This window comes from Enterococcus sp. DIV0175 (genome assembly GCF_050529075.1).
GTDB classification, from domain to species: domain Bacteria; phylum Bacillota; class Bacilli; order Lactobacillales; family Enterococcaceae; genus Enterococcus_B; species Enterococcus_B thailandicus.
On sequence record NZ_CP172880.1, the window covers coordinates 1724460 to 1743229 of the forward strand.

Sequence of the window (18770 nt, forward strand, 5' to 3'; positions counted from 1 at the left end):
TTTTGTCAAATAATTAGTTAAACTTTCGCAACCTTGATTTGGTTATATAAATGAGGGAAATTCATTAAGTTTACTTGACCAGTTACTGCTTCTTGCGCATTTAACATTCCTAAAACATTGGCTATTTTCAATAATTCTTCTGCACTTTTCCCTTGTTCCAACGCATAGGTGATACCGGCAACTGTCGCATCCCCTGAACCAACTGGATTCACCACGTCGATTTTAGGAATGTTTACTTGATAAAAAGTATTTCCATGCTTTGCAAAAGCGCCTTGCGCTCCCAGTGAAACAACGATCCATTCAATCCCAGCGAAACGTTCATTTCTTAATGCTTCTTTTAAAACTGGCAACTCATTGGTCACTTCAAACGCTAATAGTTCTGATAACTCTTCCAGATTCGGTTTGATTACTGTTGGTTTTTCCTGACTTTCCAAAACGGCTTGCAAAGCTTTCCCTGAGCAATCTAGTACGACTGGTTTCTTCTTTTGCTGACAAATCGCCAACATTTCACTATAAAAATCAACAGGTAATCCTGCCGGCAAACTCCCAGAGAAACTTAGAATCGTTGCATCTTCTGCCAACTGTTCAAAATGAACTAAAAAGTCTTCCGCTTCTGAAGCTGAAATGACCGGCCCTTGTTCTAAAATTTCTGTTTGTTTCCCTTCATGCAAAATGGCAATGCAATTTCGCGTCTTACCACTAATAGGTGAAAACGCATGTTTAATCCCTGCACTTGTCAATTCATGTTGGATGGCATCGCCCAGTTCACCACCCAATAAGCCACTTGCTAAGACATCGGCACCCAACTGTTCTAAGACTCGTGTGACATTTAATCCTTTACCGCCAGCAGTTTTCCTCACTTTCGAAACACGATTGACCGTATCCAGTTGAAAATGTTCCAGCGGATAAGAGATGTCAACTGAAGGATTCATTGTGATCGTGACAATCATTTTTTCACCTCCATTTTAATCGTGATACTCGCCACGGTCCCATTTTTCTAAAAATTCATCAAAGAAATGTTCATCTGCTTGCTCTGGATGATTTTTTTCAACGTGATCGATTTTCGCAATCAAACGTTTGTTTTCAGGTGTTTCTTGGTATTTCGCTTGAATAAAGGCCTCGATAATATCACAAATCAAAAATTCTCCGGTTATTTTCCCACCAAAACCAATCACGTTCGCATTCAATTCTTCTTTCGCATAAATCGCACTTGTCATATCGCGAACTAAAGCAGAACGGACACCAGGAACTTTATTGACTGCATTATTAATTCCTACACCAGTTCCACATATACATACGCCTAAATCTGCTTCATGGCTGACAACTGCTTCACCTACTTTTTTGCCATAAATAGGATAATGTGTTCGTGTAAAGTCATATGTCCCCATATCAATAACTTCATATCCTTTGCCTTTCAAAAAATCTGAAACAGCAATTTTTACATCTGTCACAATATGGTCACAACCAATAGCTATTTTCATGAATATTTACCATCCTTTTCTTTTTACGCCATTTTATTTAACATATCTACGCGAATTTGGTGACGCCCGCCATCATAATCAGCTGCTAAAAATTCTTTGACGATATTTTTGGCTAGTCCTTCACCAACGATTTTTGAGCCAATCGTAATCATTCGCGCATTATTATGTTCTCGAGTCATATAAGCTGAACGCTCATCAGATACTTCCGCCGCTACCATACCTTTCACTTTTGTTGCTGTCATGAAACTTCCTGCACCATATCCGTCAAATGCAATTCCAAGACTTCCTTCTTCAGCTAAAACGTCTGTTGCTACAGCTAATGTTGATTCGATAAAATCAGTCGAAGCGGTTTCACTTTTGTCAACCACTTCAAAACCCTTTTTAAGTAAATATTCTTTGATCGGTTCTTTCAATTTCATTCCTTGTTCATCTGATCCAATGACGATTTTCATCTGTACTCCTCCTCTAATCAATTAAAAATTTGAGTATATTGTTCGTATTGAGTTTTCATTTCCTCTGAGATTGTGTAATCCGTAAAAAAACCATCGATTTCAGTAAGTGAATAAAAATTGTAAAAATCGCTATGGCCAAATTTATGCGCATCACCTACTAAATATTTTTTGTGTGCTTTTTCCAAGACTAATTGCTGGAACTTTCCTTCCTCAATGCTGAAGGTGAAGACGTGCTCGTCCAAAATACCATTCACGCCGACAAATGCTTTTTCGATACTTAGTTTTTGAATCGTCTCATTTGCCATAGAACCAACAAATGCACCGGTCTTCTTACGAAAAGAACCACCTACTAAATACAGCTCGAGATCTTCCTTTTTTTCTAGCAAATTAAAAACTGGCAAACTGTTCGTCACGATCCGTAACGGCCCTTCTTGAATAAATTGAGTCATTAATTCGATGGTTGTTCCAGATCCTAAAAAAATCGTATCTCCTGCTGAAATTTTTTTAGCAGCGTTTTTTGCAATATACTTTTTTTCTTCTATACTGATGGCTTTTTTCTCAGTATGAGATAACTCAACCCCTGTCAGTGGCTGTTCTCTTATCGTTATCGCAGATTCGGCATATCCCTTACTCTGTGCACCACCATGCACACGCTCGATTTTACCTTGCTGAGCCAGTTCATCTAAATCTCGACGAATCGTCATATCTGACACTGGTAAATTTTTTTGAATCATTTTCACCGTAATAACGCCAAACTGCTCACACAATTCTAAAATGGAACGTTGCCGTTCACTTTTCAACATAGGCACCACCTTTCCAACGACATAATAAAACATTTACAAACAAATATCAACACCAAAAAGCAAAAATATGTTTATTTTCTTTTGAAAAGATGCTTGACTTTCTTATGTAAGCGGTTATACTGTAGGTGTAATTGAGATATACAAACATTTTCAAACAAAGGAGGAGGAAATATGTCAACAACTACTACGTTCTTTTTCCCCGAAACAGTCTATGTTTCAAATAAACAAACCCAAACAGAGGTGTTTGAGGAAGTTTATTTAGATTTAGTAGAAAAAGAATTAGTCACTGAAGACTTTTTCGATCATTTATTAGAAAGAGAGGCCAATTATCCAACTGGGTTAGACTTATCGCCCATCGATTCATCTTTGCCAGATATTGCGATTCCCCATACTGAAAGCGAGTTCGTCAAAACGACTCGAATCGTTCCAATCAAATTAACGCACCCAATTTTATTTCATCACATGATTCGGCCATCAGACACTTTGGATGCTTCCTTTTTATTTATGATTTTAAATGAAAATGGTGCAGAACAAGCGGGTATGTTGGCAGACATCATGGACTTTATCAATTCTGTTGACAAAAAGGAGTTACAAAGATTTTTCTCATATGAAGACCCAAAGGAAATTTATACATTTTTAGAAAAGAATTTTAATTAGAGGAGTGTTCTGAAATGATCAAAATTTTAGCTGCTTGTGGTGCGGGTGTTAACTCAAGCCACCAAATCAAATCTGCATTAGAAAATGAACTAGGTAAACGCGGGTATCAAGTTTCTTGTGACGCGGTCATGATTAAAGACATCAATCAAGAAATGCTTTCTCACTACGATATTTTTGCACAAATCGCAAATACCGATCTTGGTTTCCCAGTCAACATTCCAATCGTTGATGCTGGTGCGATCTTATACCGCATCCCTGCAATGGCTGAACCTGTGTATTCTCAAATGGAACAAGCAATTCAATCAATTCAAAAATAAGAAAAGAGGAATTTCGAATGATTAACATTTTAGCTGCTTGTGGTGCGGGCGTTAACTCAAGCCACCAAATCAAATCTGCATTAGAAAATGAACTAGGTAAACGTGGGTATCAAGTTTCTTGTGACGCGGTCATGATTAAAGACATCAATCAAGAAATGCTTTCTCACTACGATATTTTTGCACAAATCGCAAATACCGATCTTGGTTTCCCAGTCAACATTCCAATCGTTGATGCTGGTGCGATCTTATACCGCATCCCTGCAATGGCTGAACCTGTGTATTCTCAAATGGAACAAGCAATCCAATCGATTCAAAAATAAGAAAAAATGATTTTCAACTTGATATAAAGGAGAAAAGAGCATGAATGCAATTATTGATATCGCAAATACGATTTTCCAGCCTCTAATCAACTTAGGGGCTGCACCTTTGATGACTATTGTTTTAACACTGATCGCACTTTGTTTTAAAGTCAAACCCACTCGCGCACTGGAAGGCGGGTTGAAATTGGGGATTGCCTTAACAGGGATTGGTGCAATTATTGGTATTCTAACGACTGCATTTTCGGGCGCAATGACCGATTTTGTTGAACGTACCGGCATTTCATTAAATATCACCGATGTTGGCTGGGCTCCTCTAGCAACAATCACTTGGGGCTCCCCTTATACGTTGTATTTCTTATTGATTATGGTTATCGTCAACGTTGTTATGTTGTTCTTAAATAAAACAAACACATTAGATGTTGATATTTTTGACATTTGGCATTTATCAATTGTCGGTCTATTCGCCATTTTCTGCGGAGCAAATCTATTGATTGCTACACTATTGGTTATTTTTATCGGTGTCTTAAAAATCATCAATTCTGACTTGATGAAGCCAACTTTCAACGATTTGTTAAATGCACCTGATTCAAACCCAATGACTACCACACATATGAACTATATGATGAATCCAATTATCATGGTTTTCGATAAAATTTTTGATAAAATTTTCCCATGGTTAGATAAATATGACTTCGACGCTGCCAAATTAAATAGCAAAATTGGTTTTTGGGGATCAAAATTTGCTATCGGGATTTACTTAGGTATCTTTGTTGGCCTACTAGCTGGTCAAACACCAACCGAAATCTTCTCACTCGCATTCACTGCCGCTGTCTGTTTAGAGCTATTTTCTTTGATTGGCGCATGGTTCATTGCTGCTGTTGAGCCTTTATCACAAGGAATTACAGATTTTGCCTCAAACAAATTAAAAGGTCGGACCATCAATATCGGTTTAGACTGGCCCTTCATTGCTGGTCGTGCAGAAATTTGGGCTGCTGCCAATGTGTTAGCACCGATCATGCTTCTTGAAGCGATTGTTTTACCAGGAAATAAATTATTACCTTTAGGTGGTATCATCGCTATGGGTGTTACACCCGCCCTATTAGTTGTGACTCGCGGTAAATTGATTCGTATGATTGTCATTGGTGCAATCGAATTACCGTTATTCTTATGGTCAGGTACCTTGATTGCTCCATTCGTTACAGAAACTGCAAAAAAAGTTGGTGCATTCCCAGCAGGACTAAATGCTGACTCCTTGATTTCTCACACTACAATGGAAGGTCCAGTCGAAAAATTCTTGGGCTATTTAGTTGGTCATGCTTCTCAAGGGCAAATTGAATTTATTCTGTATGCGATTTTAGCACTTGTCGCTTACCTATTGATTTTTGTTTGGTATGCTCGTCAAATGAAAAAAAGAAATGCTGCTTACGCTGCGGAAAAAGCTACTATGTAAAAAAGGTTGTGGTGCAAAGCGGTCAGCTCTGACAAAATAATGAGCAACTGACAAAAATATCTTTTCATATTTTGAGACAGTTACGAATTATTTCGAGGAGTTGCTTTGGGAACACCGTGTATAAGGTTGTGGCGCAAAGTTTTTAGCTCAAACTATTCATCTCTGACTAGATAGTTAGCAGATACTTCAAAAATAGCTCCACGTCTTTTGAAGCAAGCGTAAGCTATAACAAAATTTTGGTTTGAGAACACCATTTATTCGAAAAACGAGACCGGAACAGAAGTAACCTAACTCGAAAAAAACGCCTAAAATCCGTTTTTGAAAACGTTGATTTTAGGCGTTTTTTAAATTGTAAAATGTGTTAAGAACGACTGGGGTTTTGTCCCAGTCTCTTTTTTTACCAGCGTCTTGGTCTTTTCTTTTATAAAAAACTTTATAAAGAAAGCTAAACGATCACCTGAACTTCTTTTTCCAGTTTTTGGTAAGTATCATAATCGTCCTTATTCATCACAACTGCTGTAATATCTTTTAATCGATAATAAGAATAAAAATCTTGCTTCCCCACCTTGGATGAATCAATCAATAAATAGCGCTCGATTGAATTATCTAGAGCAATTGCTTGTGTTTGTCCTTCTTCGATCGTCGCAGTCATCACTTCATCATCCTTCACTGCATTGCTGCTGAAGAATGCCTTATGAAAATGCATATCTTGTAATACTTTGTTGGAAATTTCGCCAAAAAATGATTTTGTCAGCTCACGCATTTCACCACCAACTAAGTACACTTTTAAATTTCCTTGTTTTTTACTCAATGTTTTGAATACTGGCAAACAATTAGTTACTACGCGCAAACGTTCAAATTCCATAATTTCTGCCAATAACTCAATGGTCGTCCCAGGTCCCAGAAAAATTGTTTCATCTTCTTTGATTAGTTGCACAGCCTTTTGCGCAATTTCCTTTTTCTCTTCGCTATTAATAATTTGTTTGTCACGATGAGAAAGCTCGGCATGTTGATAAATATTTAGACTTCGCGCGCCGCCATGAACCCGTTTCAGGCGTCCTGCTTCTTCCAACTCTGTTAAATCTCGGCGAACAGTCATGTCAGAAACCGATAGACGTTCAACAATTTCACTCACTTTAATCGTTCCTTTTTGATCTACTAAAGCTACAATCGCATTCCAACGTTCTTCTTTCAACATTTCAATCGCTCCGTTTACTATAATCTTTCTTCATTCTACGATAAAAAAAGTGTTATGTATAACAAAACTCCCTGATTTCCTTCTCTAGCTAACAAAAAAAGATGTACGACATCAACTGTCGCACATCTTAAAATTCATAAACTGATTTTTTAGATATGAATTGGTAGCCCTAAAGCTAATTCAGCTGTATCCATTGTAATTTCACCAAGAGATGGATGTGGATGAATTGTTAAAGCAATATCCTCAGCATTCATGCCTGATTCAATTGCCAAAGCAAGTTCAGAAACCATGTCACTTGCTCCAACACCACCAATTTGCGCACCAATAATCACGTGATCTTCAATTGTTGTTACTAGACGCAAGAATCCTTCTGTTTTTCCTAATGAAATAGCACGTCCATTACCTGCAAATGGGAATTTGAACGATTTTGCTTCAATCCCAGCCTCTTTCGCTTCTGCAATCGTCATCCCAACACTTGCTAGTTCAGGATCAGTAAATGCAACAGCTGGCATTGCTTTGTAATCAACAGCAACTTTTTTACCAGAAATAGCTTCAGCAGCAATTTTTGCTTCATAACTTGCTTTGTGAGCAAGCGCCGCACCAGGAACAATATCACCGATTGCAAAAATATTAGCCACATTTGTTCGGCCTTGTTTGTCAACGGGGATCAATCCACGCTCGCCGATTTCAACACCAGCTTGTTCCAAACCAAGATCATCCGTATTTGGACGACGACCAACTGTAACCATAACAAAGTCAGCTTCAACTGATTGTTCTTTGCCGTCTACTTCATATTTCACTGTTACGCTATCACCATTGTCAATTGCTTCTTTCGCCATTGCTGAAGTGACCACTGTAACATTTTTCTTTTTGAAATCATCAGTAACTAGTTTAACCATGTCTTTTTCATACGTTGGTAAAATTGAAGGTGAGCCTTCTAAAATTGTAACTTCTGATCCAAGGTTTGCATAAGCACCACCTAATTCAGCACCGATAACACCGCCACCGATAATCACAAATTTCTTAGGAACTTCTTTCAAGTTTAAACCACCAGTTGAATCTAACACGCGTCCACCAAATTTAAATCCTGGAATTTCGATTGGACGAGAACCAGTTGCAACAATTGCGTTGTTAAATGAGTACGTTTGAGCAGAATCAGGATGAATAACACGTAATGTGTGGTCATCTACAAAGAAAGCTTCTCCTTCGATGATTTCTACTTTATGTTTTTTAAGCAACATTCCAACACCACTTGTCAAACTTTTAACAACTTGATTGTCTTTCCAATCTTGTGTTTTAGTAAAGTCTAACTCAACACCTTTACTTGTTACACCAAATAAAGTTGAATCTAATGATTCTTGGTAATGATGACCGGCAGAAATCAAAGCTTTAGAAGGAATACATCCTACATTCAAACAAACTCCACCGATATACTCACGTTCAATAATGGCAACTTTTTGTCCCATTTCTGCGGCACGGATGGCAGCTACATAGCCGCCAGGTCCAGCACCGATTACAACTGTATCTAACTCAATGGCAAAATCTCCTACTACCATTTTCCACTCATCCTTCCATCAATAATAATTCTGGATCTGCTAATAAACGTTTGATGTTATTCATTGCTTTCTGTGCAGTTGCACCGTCAACGATTCGATGATCAAAGCTTAATGATAATTTCATCACGCGACCAACAACGATTTCACCCTCGCTATTCACGACTGGTTGTTGTGCAATTGTACCCACACCTAAAATAGCAACTTCAGGGTAGTTGATAACTGGTGTAAACCAACCACCACCAACAGAACCAATATTACTGATTGTAATTGAGCCATCACGCATATCTTGGGCAGAAAGTTTACCATCGTGCGCTAATGCTGCTTTTTCATTGATTTCATCAGCAATCGCAAACATACTCTTCATGTTTGCATCTTTGATATTTGGTACATACAACCCGTGGTCCGTATCAGTTGCAATACCAATATTGTAGTAATGTTTGTACACAATTTCTTGTGTTTTGTCATCAATTGACGCATTCAACACTGGGAATTTCTTCGCAGTTGCTGTCAATGCTTTAACAACATATGGTAAGAAAGTTAATTTTGTGCCATTTTCAGCAGCAACATCTTTAAATTTCTTACGGTGATCCCAAAGTTTTGAAACCTCAACATCATCATGTAAAGTTACATGTGGTGCTGTGTGTTTGCTATTAACCATCGCTTTAGCAATTGCTTTACGTGTTGGTGTTAAAGCTTCACGAGTTTCACGCTCTGCTTGACCAGACTTGAATGCAGCTGGTTCTGCTTTTGGTGCAGCAGCCGGTGCTTCTGGCGTTGCTTTTGCAGCTGTTGGTGCTGCTTCTGGTGCAGTCGCTTGAACAGGTGCGCCACCTGAAGCAAATTGATCGATATCTTCTTTTGTGATACGGCCACCTTTTCCAGTAGCAGTTACTTGTGAGATATCTACATCTTTTTCGCGAGCATATTGACGAACAGAAGGCATTGCAAGAATGCGTTTTGATTCGTCAGCTGTAGCAACAACTGTTGATGGCGCAGCTTTTGTTTCTTGAGGAGCTGCCGCAGCTGGTGCTTGGGTACTTGGTGCTGAAGATTGACTTGTGTTATGTCCTGGTGCATCGATTTCTACCAAAACATCACCCACATTTGCCACAGTACCTTCTGGAACTAATACGTTTTTGACTGTTCCAGTAACAGGTGATGGAATTTCTTCAACTGATTTGTCATTTTGGACTTCTAATAATGTATCATCTTCGTTGATTGTGTCGCCTGCTTTAACAAACCATTTTACGATTTCGCCTTCTGCAATTCCTTCACCGATATCCGGTAATTTAAATTCAAAGACGCCTTCACTAGAACCTTCAGCTGTTGGTGTTGCAGCAGGAGATTCAGGTGTTTGTTCTTGAGCGGGAGCAGCTGGTTCGCTATCTTCATAACCAGGTGCATCGATTTCTACTAAAACATCACCCACATTTGCCACAGTGCCTTCTGGAACTAATACGTTTTTAACCGTTCCTGTAATAGGAGATGGAATTTCTTCAACTGATTTGTCGTTTTGAACTTCTAACAATGTATCGTCTTCATTGATCGTGTCGCCTGCTTTAACGAACCATTTTACGATTTCGCCTTCTGCAATCCCTTCACCGATATCCGGTAATTTAAATTGATAAGCCATGAATTTTCCCCTTCTTTTCTTAGAATTCTGCGATTTCTTTGACTTTTGCTTCAATATCAGAAGCGTTTGGTAACCAAGCATTTTCCGCTTGTCCAAATGGGAAGACAGTATCAGGTGCAGAAACACGTCCGATTGGTGCTTCTAAAGAAAGAATCGCGCGTTCTGAAATTTCAGAAACCACTTGTGCGGCAACGCCTGCTTGTCTTTGTGCTTCTTGAACAACAACTACACGGCCTGTTTTTTCAACAGATTGAATGATTGTTTCAATATCAAGAGGAGCAACTGTTCGTAAATCAATAATTTCAACCGAAATATTTTCTTGCGCTAATTTATCCGCAGCCTTGATTGCTTCACGAACCATTGCACCGTAAGTAATGATTGAAACGTCTGATCCTTCACGAGTTACTGCTGCTTTATCCAAAGGCACTTCATACGCTTCATCTGGCACTTCCTCACGGAAAGAACGATACAGTTTCATGTGTTCTAGGAAAACAACTGGATCATTACTTCTGATTGAAGAAATTAATAAACCTTTTGCATCATAAGGATTTGATGGAATCACCACACGAATACCAGGTGACTGTGCAATCAATCCTTCTAAATTATCTGAGTGCAATTCTGGTGTATGCACACCACCACCAAACGGTGAACGAATCGTGATTGGTAAGTTTCTTGTTCCACCCATGCGATAACGCGTACGCGCCATTTGCGCAACAACTTCATCCATTGCTTCAAAAATAAAGCCAAAGAATTGAATTTCAGGAACTGGACGGAATCCTTCTAAAGCTAAACCAAACCCAAGACCTGCAATCCCTGATTCTGCTAAAGGTGTATCGAACACACGATCTTCACCAAATTTTTCTTGCAATCCTTCTGTTGCACGGAAAACCCCTCCGTTTTTACCAACATCTTCACCAAAAATGACGACATTTTCATCATGTTCTAGTTCAAGTGCTAAAGCATCAGTGATTGCTTGAATCATTGTTTTTTGTGCCATGATTATTTCGACTCCTTCGCTTCATAGATTGCAATTTGTTCTTTAATTGTTTGTGGTGATTCTTCAAACATATTCTTCAAGAAATCCGAAACTTTTTGTTTTGGTACTTTATCAGCTTCTGCAATTGCTTCTTTAATTTCTTCTTTTGTTTGTTCAATTACTTGTTCTTCTTTTTCTTCAGACCATAATCCTTTTTCAACTAGATAGTTACGGAAACGAATCAATGGATCTTTCTTTTGCCACTCGCCATCCATCTCTTTTGAACGGTAACGTGTTGGATCATCACCTGATAAAGTATGTGGACCATAACGATAAGTCAATGTTTCAATCAACACAGGACCTTTTCCGCTAATTGCCCAATCACGAGCCATTTTTGAAACAGTATAAACAGCTAGTGGATCCATTCCATCAACTTGGATACCAGGAATTCCAGCTGCAACAGCTTTTTGTGCTAATGTTTTAGCAGCTGTTTGTTTTTCACGAGGTGTTGAAATTGCAAAACCGTTATTTTGAATATAGAAAACAGCATTTGCATGGTAAGCACCCGCAAAGTTAATTGCTTCGTAGAAATCTCCTTGTGAAGAACCGCCATCACCAGTATAAGTGAAGACAACGTTTTTCTTGTTACGTTTTTTCAAGCCTAGTGCTACACCAGCAGCTTGAACGTACTGTGCACCAATAATAATTTGCGGTGGTAGAGCTTTCAATTCTTCCGGATATAAATTACCAGCAACATGTCCACGAGACCATAAAAACGCTTGCGTTAATGGTAAGCCGTGTTGAACAAGTTGGGGAACATCACGATAACCAGGTAATAAAACGTCTTCTTTGTCAAAAGCAAATGCACTCGCAAGTTGGCTTGCTTCTTGGCCTGCTGTAGGCGCAAAAAATCCAAGACGTCCTTGACGGTTCAATGCTGTTGAACGTTGATCCAAGACACGTGACCAAACCATTTTTGTCATTAACTCAACTAATTCATCATCTGATAAATCAGGGATCAAATCTTCATTTACAACTTTTCCATCTTGATCAAGTGCTTGATAAACTGGAAAATCTGAATTGACTTCATCAAGTAAAGCCTGGAAGTCGATTGGTGCTTTTTTGTTTGCCATTTGTCACACATTCCTCTCTCGTCTATAAGAAATTCTCTTCTAGCTACGATTGAAACAGTAATAGAATCTGTATCACTATTTAACCGGCTTCATACATAAATTATCATGTATCATGGAGAAATACAAGTTATAAGCCCATAAATTCACGATAATTTTTTATAAAAATAATCCTTGCTACATCAGCGATAGTGAATTGAATCACAAACAAGAAAGCGGTTTACATTTTACTTAAAAAAATCCTCCGTATTTTAATAGCAAAACATCGAACTGTTTCTATTTACAAACCTTGTTGTTACAACTTTTATAAAAGTTTATTCTCGACGCATTCTAGGATCGTGCATAACTTTACAAACAACTAATGAAGCTGTTATACCGAACTTCTGTAAAAAAATTCATCAACAAAAAAACAGCATAGAAAAATCACTATGCTGTTACAGTTTTCTTTATTTTTTTAGCATTTCTGCTGCTTGGTTCATTAATTCACTAAATTTTGGTAACTCTTCTTCTGATAGCCGACTGAAGTTCAATCGCAACCCGTTCACTTCTTCTCCAAATAATTGCGCTGGAGCAATCCCTAACCCTTGCGCAATTAATTCATCCGCAATCTCCGTTGATAATTGCTTACCTTCCCACGTCAGCCAAGCATAGTAACCACCTTTTATTGGATGTAACTCAAAAAAAGTTTGCTCCTTCGACCAATCAATCAATCGTTGACTTCGCTTAACTAATTGTTGCCGCACTAATGACATTTTCGAGAGAAAAGCTTCATCAAAAACACTCGTTGCTAACATTTGTGAAACGATACTTAGTGAAAACTCCATCATTTCTTGTGCATTTGCTAAGCGAGCGATTAATGTTTCAGGACCTAATACCCAACCGATTTTTGTCGTTCGACCTAAAACGCGTGACAAAGAACCAATATATAAGACATTATCTGGATCAAGTAACCGTAGCGGTTGGACCTCATTCATCTCCGAAAAAGAAAAATCAGTAAAAACATCATCTTCAATAATAGGCAATTGGTATCGACGACATAATTGCACAAGCGCTTCGCGTCTTTTCTGACTCATGACTTTTCCCGTAGGATTTTGAAAATTAGGATTGACTAAGACAGCTTTTACCTGATTTTTTAAAATTGATGTTTCTAACTGCTTCAAATCAATTCCTTCTTCATCCATCGCTACACCAAAAAGGCGAATCCCCGCTGCTTTAAACAAAGGAAGACGATAGAAAAAGGACGGTGATTCTACCGCGATTGCATCTCCTGACGACAAAATGGTTTGCAAAATCAAAAAAATAGCTTGCTGACCGCCACCCGTGACCAAAAGTTGGTCCGCAGCAAATGTCAATTGAAGTTCTTCTTTTAAATATCCCGTGATTTTTTCTTTCAAAGGCAAGTAGCCATAGCGATTCATTCTCTTTTCTTCCATTAATATATCTGCTAATGAATAAGAGGGAAATTGAAAATCAGGCAATAACTCATTCGGCATTTCACTAGAATACAAATCAAGAAACGCACTGGTTTGCTTTTTTCCACGATTGATTTTTTCTTCATAATGATTAATTGACTGCTCATATCGATGAGCAATCAGTTGACGCCAGTCAATTCTCGGAATGGAAAACTTGCCCCATTCCGTTTGATTGACGTAACGTCCACTACCTTGTTTACTTGTCAAAATTCCAAGCGCACGTAACTCTTCCAATGCATGAACCACGGTGGAACGATTCACCCCGAAAGCCTCTGCTAACTTCCGTTCCGAAGCAAGTCGCTCTCCTGGATTTAATTCGCCTTGTTCGATTTTCCGCATGATTTGATCCATCATTTGTCGATATGCAGGTCCTTGTGCCTTATCAATTTTTTGCCACATGAGATCTCCTCACTTACTTTTTATCTCTAAAAAAAGAATAAAACTTACGAAAAAATAACCATTATTCAAAATCAGTTGGTCGGTTTTCTTCTATATTAAAGTAATACGCCATTGCATCTAAAATACGTTGACTTGCTTGGCCATCCCCATATGGATTGGAGGCATGCGCCATTTCTTGATGTGCTTCTTTGTTTTCAAGCAAACGAGTTGTTTCGTCATAGACAGTTTCTTCATCTGTTCCAACCATTTTCAAAGTACCTGCCTCAACACCTTCTGGGCGCTCTGTGGTATCACGCAAGACAAGTACCGGTACGCCAAGTGATGGTGCTTCTTCTTGAACACCACCAGAATCCGTCAAAATCAAATAACTTCGTGCTGCAAAATTATGGAAATCGACAACGTCTAAAGGCTCAATCAATGATACATTAGCTAAATCCCCCAGAATGCCAATTGCTTCTTCACGTACTTTTGGATTGCGATGCATCGGAAAAATAAATTTCACTTCTGGATGTTCATTGGCAACACGCGCAATTGCTTGGAATACTTGACGCATTGGTTGACCGATATTTTCGCGACGATGCATTGTCACCAAGACCATTTTATCCTCTTTTGATGCTGGTAGATGTTCACTTTGATATTCATCATCAACAGTGTAGCCCATTGCATCAATTGCAGTATTCCCAGTTACAAAAATAGCGTCTGTTGGATGATTTTCTTTTTCTAAGTTTTCTTTGCTTTGACTTGTTGGTGCAAAATAAATATCACTTAAGACATCTGTCAATTGACGATTCATTTCTTCAGGGAATGGCGACCACTTATTCCAAGTTCGCAAACCCGCTTCCACGTGGCCAACTTTGATTTGTTGATAGAACGCTGCTGTCGCACTCGCATAAGTCGTTGTTGTATCTCCATGAACTAAAACGATGTCTGGTTGTTCTTCTAATAACACAGGTGTCAAATCATCAAGAATTCTTGAAGTAATTCCTGCTAAAGTTTGTCCACCTTTCATCAAATTCAAATCATAATCAGGAGTAATTTCAAATACTTCTAACACTTGATCAAGCATTTCCCGATGCTGCGCCGTAACGGCAACTTTTCCAATAAAGCGTTCATCTTTTGCAAGAGCTTTAACTAAAGGCGCCATCTTAATCGCTTCTGGTCTTGTACCAAAAACAGATAATACTTTTACTTTTTTCATAACTTCCATTCTCCTTTTCTTTCCATCTTCTATTGTAGCTGAATTTTCGAAAAAAAAGAAATAAAAATAACAAATTTTTGCGTAACCTATTTTCTCAATCCAAAAAAAAAGAGCATCAGACAAAGATTCATCTGACACTCTACTTACTACTATTTAAGATTGAAAAATTTTTCTATTTTAAATTGTATCTCCATTAAAAATAGAATTCTTCACGATTACATAATCCACTTTGCGAATCGCTTCTAAGTCACGTCCACCTGCATAAGAAATTGAAGATTGTAAATCTTGTTGCATTTCAACTAACGTATCTTTTAGTGAACCTTTGTGTTGAATCCAAATTTTCTTACCTTCAACGTTTTTCTTTTCGCCTTTTTGAAATTCAGAAGCGGAGCCAAAATACTCTTTATAAACAACTCCATTTTCAACTTTTGTTTCGCCCGGAGATTCTTCGTGTCCAGCAAATAGTGAACCGATCATAACCATCGTTGCACCAAAACGAACTGATTTCGCCACATCTCCATGTGTCCGAATCCCGCCATCTGCAATAATTGGTTTACGAGCAGCTTTTGCACACCATCTTAACGCAGCTAACTGCCAGCCACCTGTTCCAAAACCTGTTTTGATTTTCGTGATGCAAACTTTTCCTGGTCCAATGCCAACCTTTGTTGCATCAGCGCCAGCATTTTCTAATTCACGAACTGCTTCAGGTGTCCCAACATTTCCCGCAATCACAAATGTTTCAGGAAGATGTTTTTTTATATGTTGAATCATGTTAATTACTGAATTGGAATGCCCGTGAGCAATGTCAATTGTGATGTAATCTGGTACTAGATTTTTTTGTGCTAATTCTTCAACGAAAGCATATTCGTTTTCTTTTACACCGACACTAATTGATGAGATATATCCTTCTTGTTTCATTTTTTTTATAAATGGGATACGCGCTTCTTCATCAAAACGGTGCATAATATAAAAATAGCCGTTTTTTGCTAAAAATTCTGCAATTGACTCATCAATAATTGTTTGCATGTTTGCAGGTACTACTGGCATTTTAAATGAGTGCTTACCTAAAGTCACTGTTGTGTCACACTCTGATCGGCTATTTACGATACATTTATTCGGAATTAGTTGGATATCTTCGTAATCAAATACTTTCATCAAATTGTCCTCCTAATGTTCAGTTCAGTAAAACACGAACATTCTTCGTTTTATTCAGGCGTTTTTTAGCGCCCTATGTAATTTAACTCAACTAAATAAAAAAATCAAGCGAAAACCATGAACATTTTACGAATAATGCGTTTTCTTAGACTTTTTTCAATAATCTGTTCCTTTAAACAGGGTAATGTTCGGAAAAAAGGTAAAAAGACAAAAACAGGACTTGCTACAAAAAATAGCAAGTCCTGTTTTTTTAGTTATCGGATAACCAATACTACACACCAAGTTCTATGGCAAAATATTTCCTGCAGCCATGTATAGATCATACCAATCTTCTCTTGTTAACATAATTTCAGAAGCTTTTGCAATTTCTTCAATTCGGCTAAGATTCATCGTCCCAGCAATCACTTGCATGTTTGCTGGATGACGCAAGATCCAGGCTGAAGCTAAACCAGTTGGTGTTGTGTTGTATTTTTCAGCCATTTCGTTTAATTTTTGATTTAATTCTGGGAATTTTTCATTACCGATAAAGACACCTTCAAAAAAACCATATTGATAAGGAGACCATGCTTGAATTGTCATATCATGCAACCTTGAATAATCTAGTACACTGCCATCATGATCGATACTTGCAGCGTCCGTCATGTTCACATGAATTCCTTGATCAACCATTTCTGAATGCTTTAAACCAAACTGTAATTGGTTAGCTACTAAAGGTTGACGTACTGATTTTTTCAATAGCTCGATTTGCATTGGTTTTTGATTACTTACACCAAAATAGCGAACTTTACCCGCTTTTTCTAATTCATCAAAAGCTGCAGCGACTTCATCAGGTTCGACTAATGTATCTGGTCGATGCAACAACAAAGCGTCTACATAATCCATTTTTAAGCGTTGTAAACTGCCTTCGACAGAGGCAATAATATGTTCTTTTGAAAAATCAAACATAACTCCTGGAACGATTCCACATTTTGTTTGGATAAATAAATCTTCACGCTTCAACGAAGTTTTTGCCAATGCGTCTGCAAAAATTGATTCACATTCACCATTTCCATAGATATCTGCATGATCAAAGAAATTGATTCCATTATCATAAGCAGTCTCGATTGCCTTAGCTGGATCTTTCGCACTATTGATACGCATACAACCAAGAATTACTGCTGAAACTGCGTGATTTACTGTTCCAAATTGAACCTGTTTCATAAAAAATTCCTCCTTTTTTACACAATAAAAGTGTAGCACAACTTCTATGAAAAGGCTTTATCAAATCAAAAATATTTTTATCTTTTAGCCGATGATTTCTCTTTGACTAATTTTAATGCCTTGTTTCCAATGTCATGCCGATAAAATGTTTTGGTCGTTTCTTTTCTTCGAAGTGCTTCATAAATAAATTTTTGTGCTTGCTCTAACGTTTCAGCTTTGGCTTCGACTAAATAGATTCTTCCACCCTTTCCAACTAAACGTCCTTCTTTTTCTGCCACACCTGCATAATATACCTGAACATGCGGTTCATCAGAAAAATCTGGCAACACCATCTCTGTTTCATACGTTGCCGGGTAACCTTCAGCAGCGACAACAACACCCACATGAAAATCACCTTGCGACCATTCTAATTCGATTGAACGATTTTCTAGTAGATCATCAATCACTTGAGCAAAATCATTCACTAGTCTTGGTAAAACAACTTGTGTTTCTGGATCACCAAATCGAGCATTGAATTCAATCACTTTCGGTCCATCAACGGTTGCAATCAAACCAGCGTACAAGATACCCGTGAAAGAACGACCTTGTTCAACCATGCCCTGCGCCGCTGGTTTCAAAATCGTTTCAATAGCTTCATTAATCATCTCTTCCGGAATTTGTGGGACTGGCGAATAAGCACCCATTCCCCCAGTATTTGGTCCTTTGTCTAAGTCATACGCTCGTTTATGGTCTTGTGAAATTACCATTGGATAAACTTCTGTGCCACGAACAAACGCTAAAAGCGAGAACTCTTCCCCTTCCAGAAACTCTTCAACCACAATTTGACTCCCGCTTTCACCAAATCGATGACTCTTCAACATGTCCTTTGCGGCTTGTACAGCTTCTTCCATCGTCATCGCGACAACGACACCTTTACCAGCAGCTAAACCATCTGCTTTTACAACAATCGGTACGCCTTTTTCTTTGATATAAGCTATAGCCAGCTCATAATCATTAAACGTTTGGGATTCAGCTGTCGGAATCTGACACTCTTTCATTAGTTGTTTAGCAAAACTTTTAGATCCCTCAATCAACGCTGCACGTTTTGTTGGTCCAAAAATTTTCAAATCTGCCGCCATAAAGTCATCGACAATTCCATTTAACAAAGGAACTTCTGGCCCAACAAATGTCCAAGAAATGTGCTTTTCTTTTGCAAATGAGATGAGCGCATCATGATCTGTTTCTGCAATTGTGACTGGTTGTATCCCATCCTTTTTCATTCCAGGATTTCCCGGGGCGCAGTAGACTGTTTCAACTAACGGACTATCCGCCATTTTTTTCCCAATCGCATGCTCGCGACCGCCTGCACCTATAATCAAAATTTTCATGAGTTA

18 protein-coding genes are annotated in these 18770 nt (G+C 38.2%); 4 read left to right on the forward strand and 14 right to left on the reverse strand.

Annotated features, from left to right (window positions below; translation table 11 throughout):
• Positions 1-17: 17 nt before the first annotated feature.
• From lacC to IGJ76_RS08090, 4 genes are read right to left on the reverse strand one after another with little or no spacing between them, the layout of a single operon-like run.
• A complete protein-coding gene (gene lacC / locus IGJ76_RS08075; protein WP_086270871.1) occupies positions 18-950 on the reverse strand; it encodes a tagatose-6-phosphate kinase in 933 nt (310 codons plus the stop codon).
• Positions 951-965: 15 nt separating this feature from the next.
• On the reverse strand, positions 966-1481 hold the full coding sequence (lacB, locus tag IGJ76_RS08080; RefSeq protein ID WP_067481225.1) for a galactose-6-phosphate isomerase subunit LacB: 516 nt from the start codon (positions 1479-1481) through the stop codon (positions 966-968).
• A gap of 23 nt (positions 1482-1504) precedes the next feature.
• Positions 1505-1933, reverse strand: a complete 429-nt coding sequence (gene lacA, locus IGJ76_RS08085) for a galactose-6-phosphate isomerase subunit LacA (protein WP_430596549.1) — start codon at positions 1931-1933, stop codon at positions 1505-1507.
• Positions 1934-1950: 17 nt separating this feature from the next.
• On the reverse strand, positions 1951-2736 hold the full coding sequence (locus IGJ76_RS08090) for a DeoR/GlpR family DNA-binding transcription regulator (protein WP_075491362.1): 786 nt from the start codon (positions 2734-2736) through the stop codon (positions 1951-1953).
• Positions 2737-2907: 171 nt separating this feature from the next.
• Between IGJ76_RS08090 and IGJ76_RS08095 the strand changes: the two genes are divergently transcribed.
• From IGJ76_RS08095 to IGJ76_RS08110, 4 genes are read left to right on the forward strand one after another with little or no spacing between them, the layout of a single operon-like run.
• On the forward strand, positions 2908-3393 hold the full coding sequence (locus IGJ76_RS08095; RefSeq protein ID WP_067481219.1) for a PTS sugar transporter subunit IIA: 486 nt from the start codon (positions 2908-2910) through the stop codon (positions 3391-3393).
• 14 nt (positions 3394-3407) lie between these two features.
• A complete protein-coding gene (locus tag IGJ76_RS08100) occupies positions 3408-3710 on the forward strand; it encodes a PTS sugar transporter subunit IIB (protein WP_067481217.1) in 303 nt (100 codons plus the stop codon).
• 17 nt (positions 3711-3727) lie between these two features.
• Complete coding sequence (locus IGJ76_RS08105; RefSeq protein WP_075491361.1) at positions 3728-4030, forward strand: PTS sugar transporter subunit IIB; 303 nt, start codon at positions 3728-3730, stop codon at positions 4028-4030.
• A gap of 40 nt (positions 4031-4070) precedes the next feature.
• Positions 4071-5480, forward strand: coding sequence for a PTS galactitol transporter subunit IIC (locus IGJ76_RS08110; protein ID WP_071869277.1), 1410 nt, complete (start codon positions 4071-4073; stop codon positions 5478-5480).
• Positions 5481-5925: 445 nt separating this feature from the next.
• Here IGJ76_RS08110 and IGJ76_RS08115 read toward each other — a convergent pair whose 3' ends face one another.
• From IGJ76_RS08115 to purD, 10 genes are all read right to left on the reverse strand, one after another.
• Complete coding sequence (locus tag IGJ76_RS08115) at positions 5926-6678, reverse strand: DeoR/GlpR family DNA-binding transcription regulator (RefSeq protein ID WP_086270870.1); 753 nt, start codon at positions 6676-6678, stop codon at positions 5926-5928.
• Positions 6679-6827: 149 nt separating this feature from the next.
• Positions 6828-8234: a dihydrolipoyl dehydrogenase gene (gene lpdA, locus IGJ76_RS08120; RefSeq protein WP_067481212.1), complete on the reverse strand. Its 1407-nt coding sequence runs from the start codon at positions 8232-8234 to the stop codon at positions 6828-6830.
• Between the two features lie 7 nt (positions 8235-8241).
• Positions 8242-9867 carry a dihydrolipoyllysine-residue acetyltransferase gene (locus IGJ76_RS08125; RefSeq protein WP_071869278.1) on the reverse strand — a complete coding sequence of 542 codons (1626 nt, stop codon included), beginning with the start codon at positions 9865-9867 and terminating at the stop codon, positions 8242-8244.
• Between the two features lie 19 nt (positions 9868-9886).
• The gene (locus IGJ76_RS08130; protein ID WP_071869279.1) at positions 9887-10864 is read right to left on the reverse strand and encodes an alpha-ketoacid dehydrogenase subunit beta; all 978 of its coding nucleotides are present in this window, start codon (positions 10862-10864) and stop codon (positions 9887-9889) included.
• Positions 10865-10866: 2 nt separating this feature from the next.
• Positions 10867-11976, reverse strand: a complete 1110-nt coding sequence (pdhA, locus tag IGJ76_RS08135) for a pyruvate dehydrogenase (acetyl-transferring) E1 component subunit alpha (protein WP_067481205.1) — start codon at positions 11974-11976, stop codon at positions 10867-10869.
• A 443-nt stretch (positions 11977-12419) separates the two neighbouring features.
• Entirely contained in the window at positions 12420-13844 is a 1425-nt protein-coding gene (locus tag IGJ76_RS08140) for a PLP-dependent aminotransferase family protein (protein WP_067481203.1), read from the reverse strand.
• A gap of 61 nt (positions 13845-13905) precedes the next feature.
• On the reverse strand, positions 13906-15042 hold the full coding sequence (gene wecB, locus IGJ76_RS08145) for a non-hydrolyzing UDP-N-acetylglucosamine 2-epimerase (protein WP_067481201.1): 1137 nt from the start codon (positions 15040-15042) through the stop codon (positions 13906-13908).
• 177 nt (positions 15043-15219) lie between these two features.
• On the reverse strand, positions 15220-16197 hold the full coding sequence (guaC, locus tag IGJ76_RS08150; RefSeq protein ID WP_067481199.1) for a GMP reductase: 978 nt from the start codon (positions 16195-16197) through the stop codon (positions 15220-15222).
• A gap of 285 nt (positions 16198-16482) precedes the next feature.
• Positions 16483-17397, reverse strand: a complete 915-nt coding sequence (locus IGJ76_RS08155) for an aldo/keto reductase (protein ID WP_071869280.1) — start codon at positions 17395-17397, stop codon at positions 16483-16485.
• Positions 17398-17474: 77 nt separating this feature from the next.
• Positions 17475-18764 (reverse strand): phosphoribosylamine--glycine ligase, encoded by a 1290-nt coding sequence (gene purD / locus IGJ76_RS08160; RefSeq protein ID WP_067481195.1) that lies wholly within the window; start codon positions 18762-18764, stop codon positions 17475-17477.
• Positions 18765-18770 lie beyond the last annotated feature (6 nt).

Coding starts and splice junctions, on each gene's coding strand:
- lacC (WP_086270871.1), bottom strand. CDS start 950: ATGATTGTCACGATCACAATGAATCCTTCAGTTGACATCTCTTATCCG.
- lacB (WP_067481225.1), bottom strand. CDS start 1,481: ATGAAAATAGCTATTGGTTGTGACCATATTGTGACAGATGTAAAAATT.
- lacA (WP_430596549.1), bottom strand. CDS start 1,933: ATGAAAATCGTCATTGGATCAGATGAACAAGGAATGAAATTGAAAGAA.
- IGJ76_RS08090 (WP_075491362.1), bottom strand. CDS start 2,736: ATGTTGAAAAGTGAACGGCAACGTTCCATTTTAGAATTGTGTGAGCAG.
- IGJ76_RS08095 (WP_067481219.1), top strand. CDS start 2,908: ATGTCAACAACTACTACGTTCTTTTTCCCCGAAACAGTCTATGTTTCA.
- IGJ76_RS08100 (WP_067481217.1), top strand. CDS start 3,408: ATGATCAAAATTTTAGCTGCTTGTGGTGCGGGTGTTAACTCAAGCCAC.
- IGJ76_RS08105 (WP_075491361.1), top strand. CDS start 3,728: ATGATTAACATTTTAGCTGCTTGTGGTGCGGGCGTTAACTCAAGCCAC.
- IGJ76_RS08110 (WP_071869277.1), top strand. CDS start 4,071: ATGAATGCAATTATTGATATCGCAAATACGATTTTCCAGCCTCTAATC.
- IGJ76_RS08115 (WP_086270870.1), bottom strand. CDS start 6,678: ATGTTGAAAGAAGAACGTTGGAATGCGATTGTAGCTTTAGTAGATCAA.
- lpdA (WP_067481212.1), bottom strand. CDS start 8,234: ATGGTAGTAGGAGATTTTGCCATTGAGTTAGATACAGTTGTAATCGGT.
- IGJ76_RS08125 (WP_071869278.1), bottom strand. CDS start 9,867: ATGGCTTATCAATTTAAATTACCGGATATCGGTGAAGGGATTGCAGAA.
- IGJ76_RS08130 (WP_071869279.1), bottom strand. CDS start 10,864: ATGGCACAAAAAACAATGATTCAAGCAATCACTGATGCTTTAGCACTT.
- pdhA (WP_067481205.1), bottom strand. CDS start 11,976: ATGGCAAACAAAAAAGCACCAATCGACTTCCAGGCTTTACTTGATGAA.
- IGJ76_RS08140 (WP_067481203.1), bottom strand. CDS start 13,844: ATGTGGCAAAAAATTGATAAGGCACAAGGACCTGCATATCGACAAATG.
- wecB (WP_067481201.1), bottom strand. CDS start 15,042: ATGAAAAAAGTAAAAGTATTATCTGTTTTTGGTACAAGACCAGAAGCG.
- guaC (WP_067481199.1), bottom strand. CDS start 16,197: ATGAAAGTATTTGATTACGAAGATATCCAACTAATTCCGAATAAATGT.
- IGJ76_RS08155 (WP_071869280.1), bottom strand. CDS start 17,397: ATGAAACAGGTTCAATTTGGAACAGTAAATCACGCAGTTTCAGCAGTA.
- purD (WP_067481195.1), bottom strand. CDS start 18,764: ATGAAAATTTTGATTATAGGTGCAGGCGGTCGCGAGCATGCGATTGGG.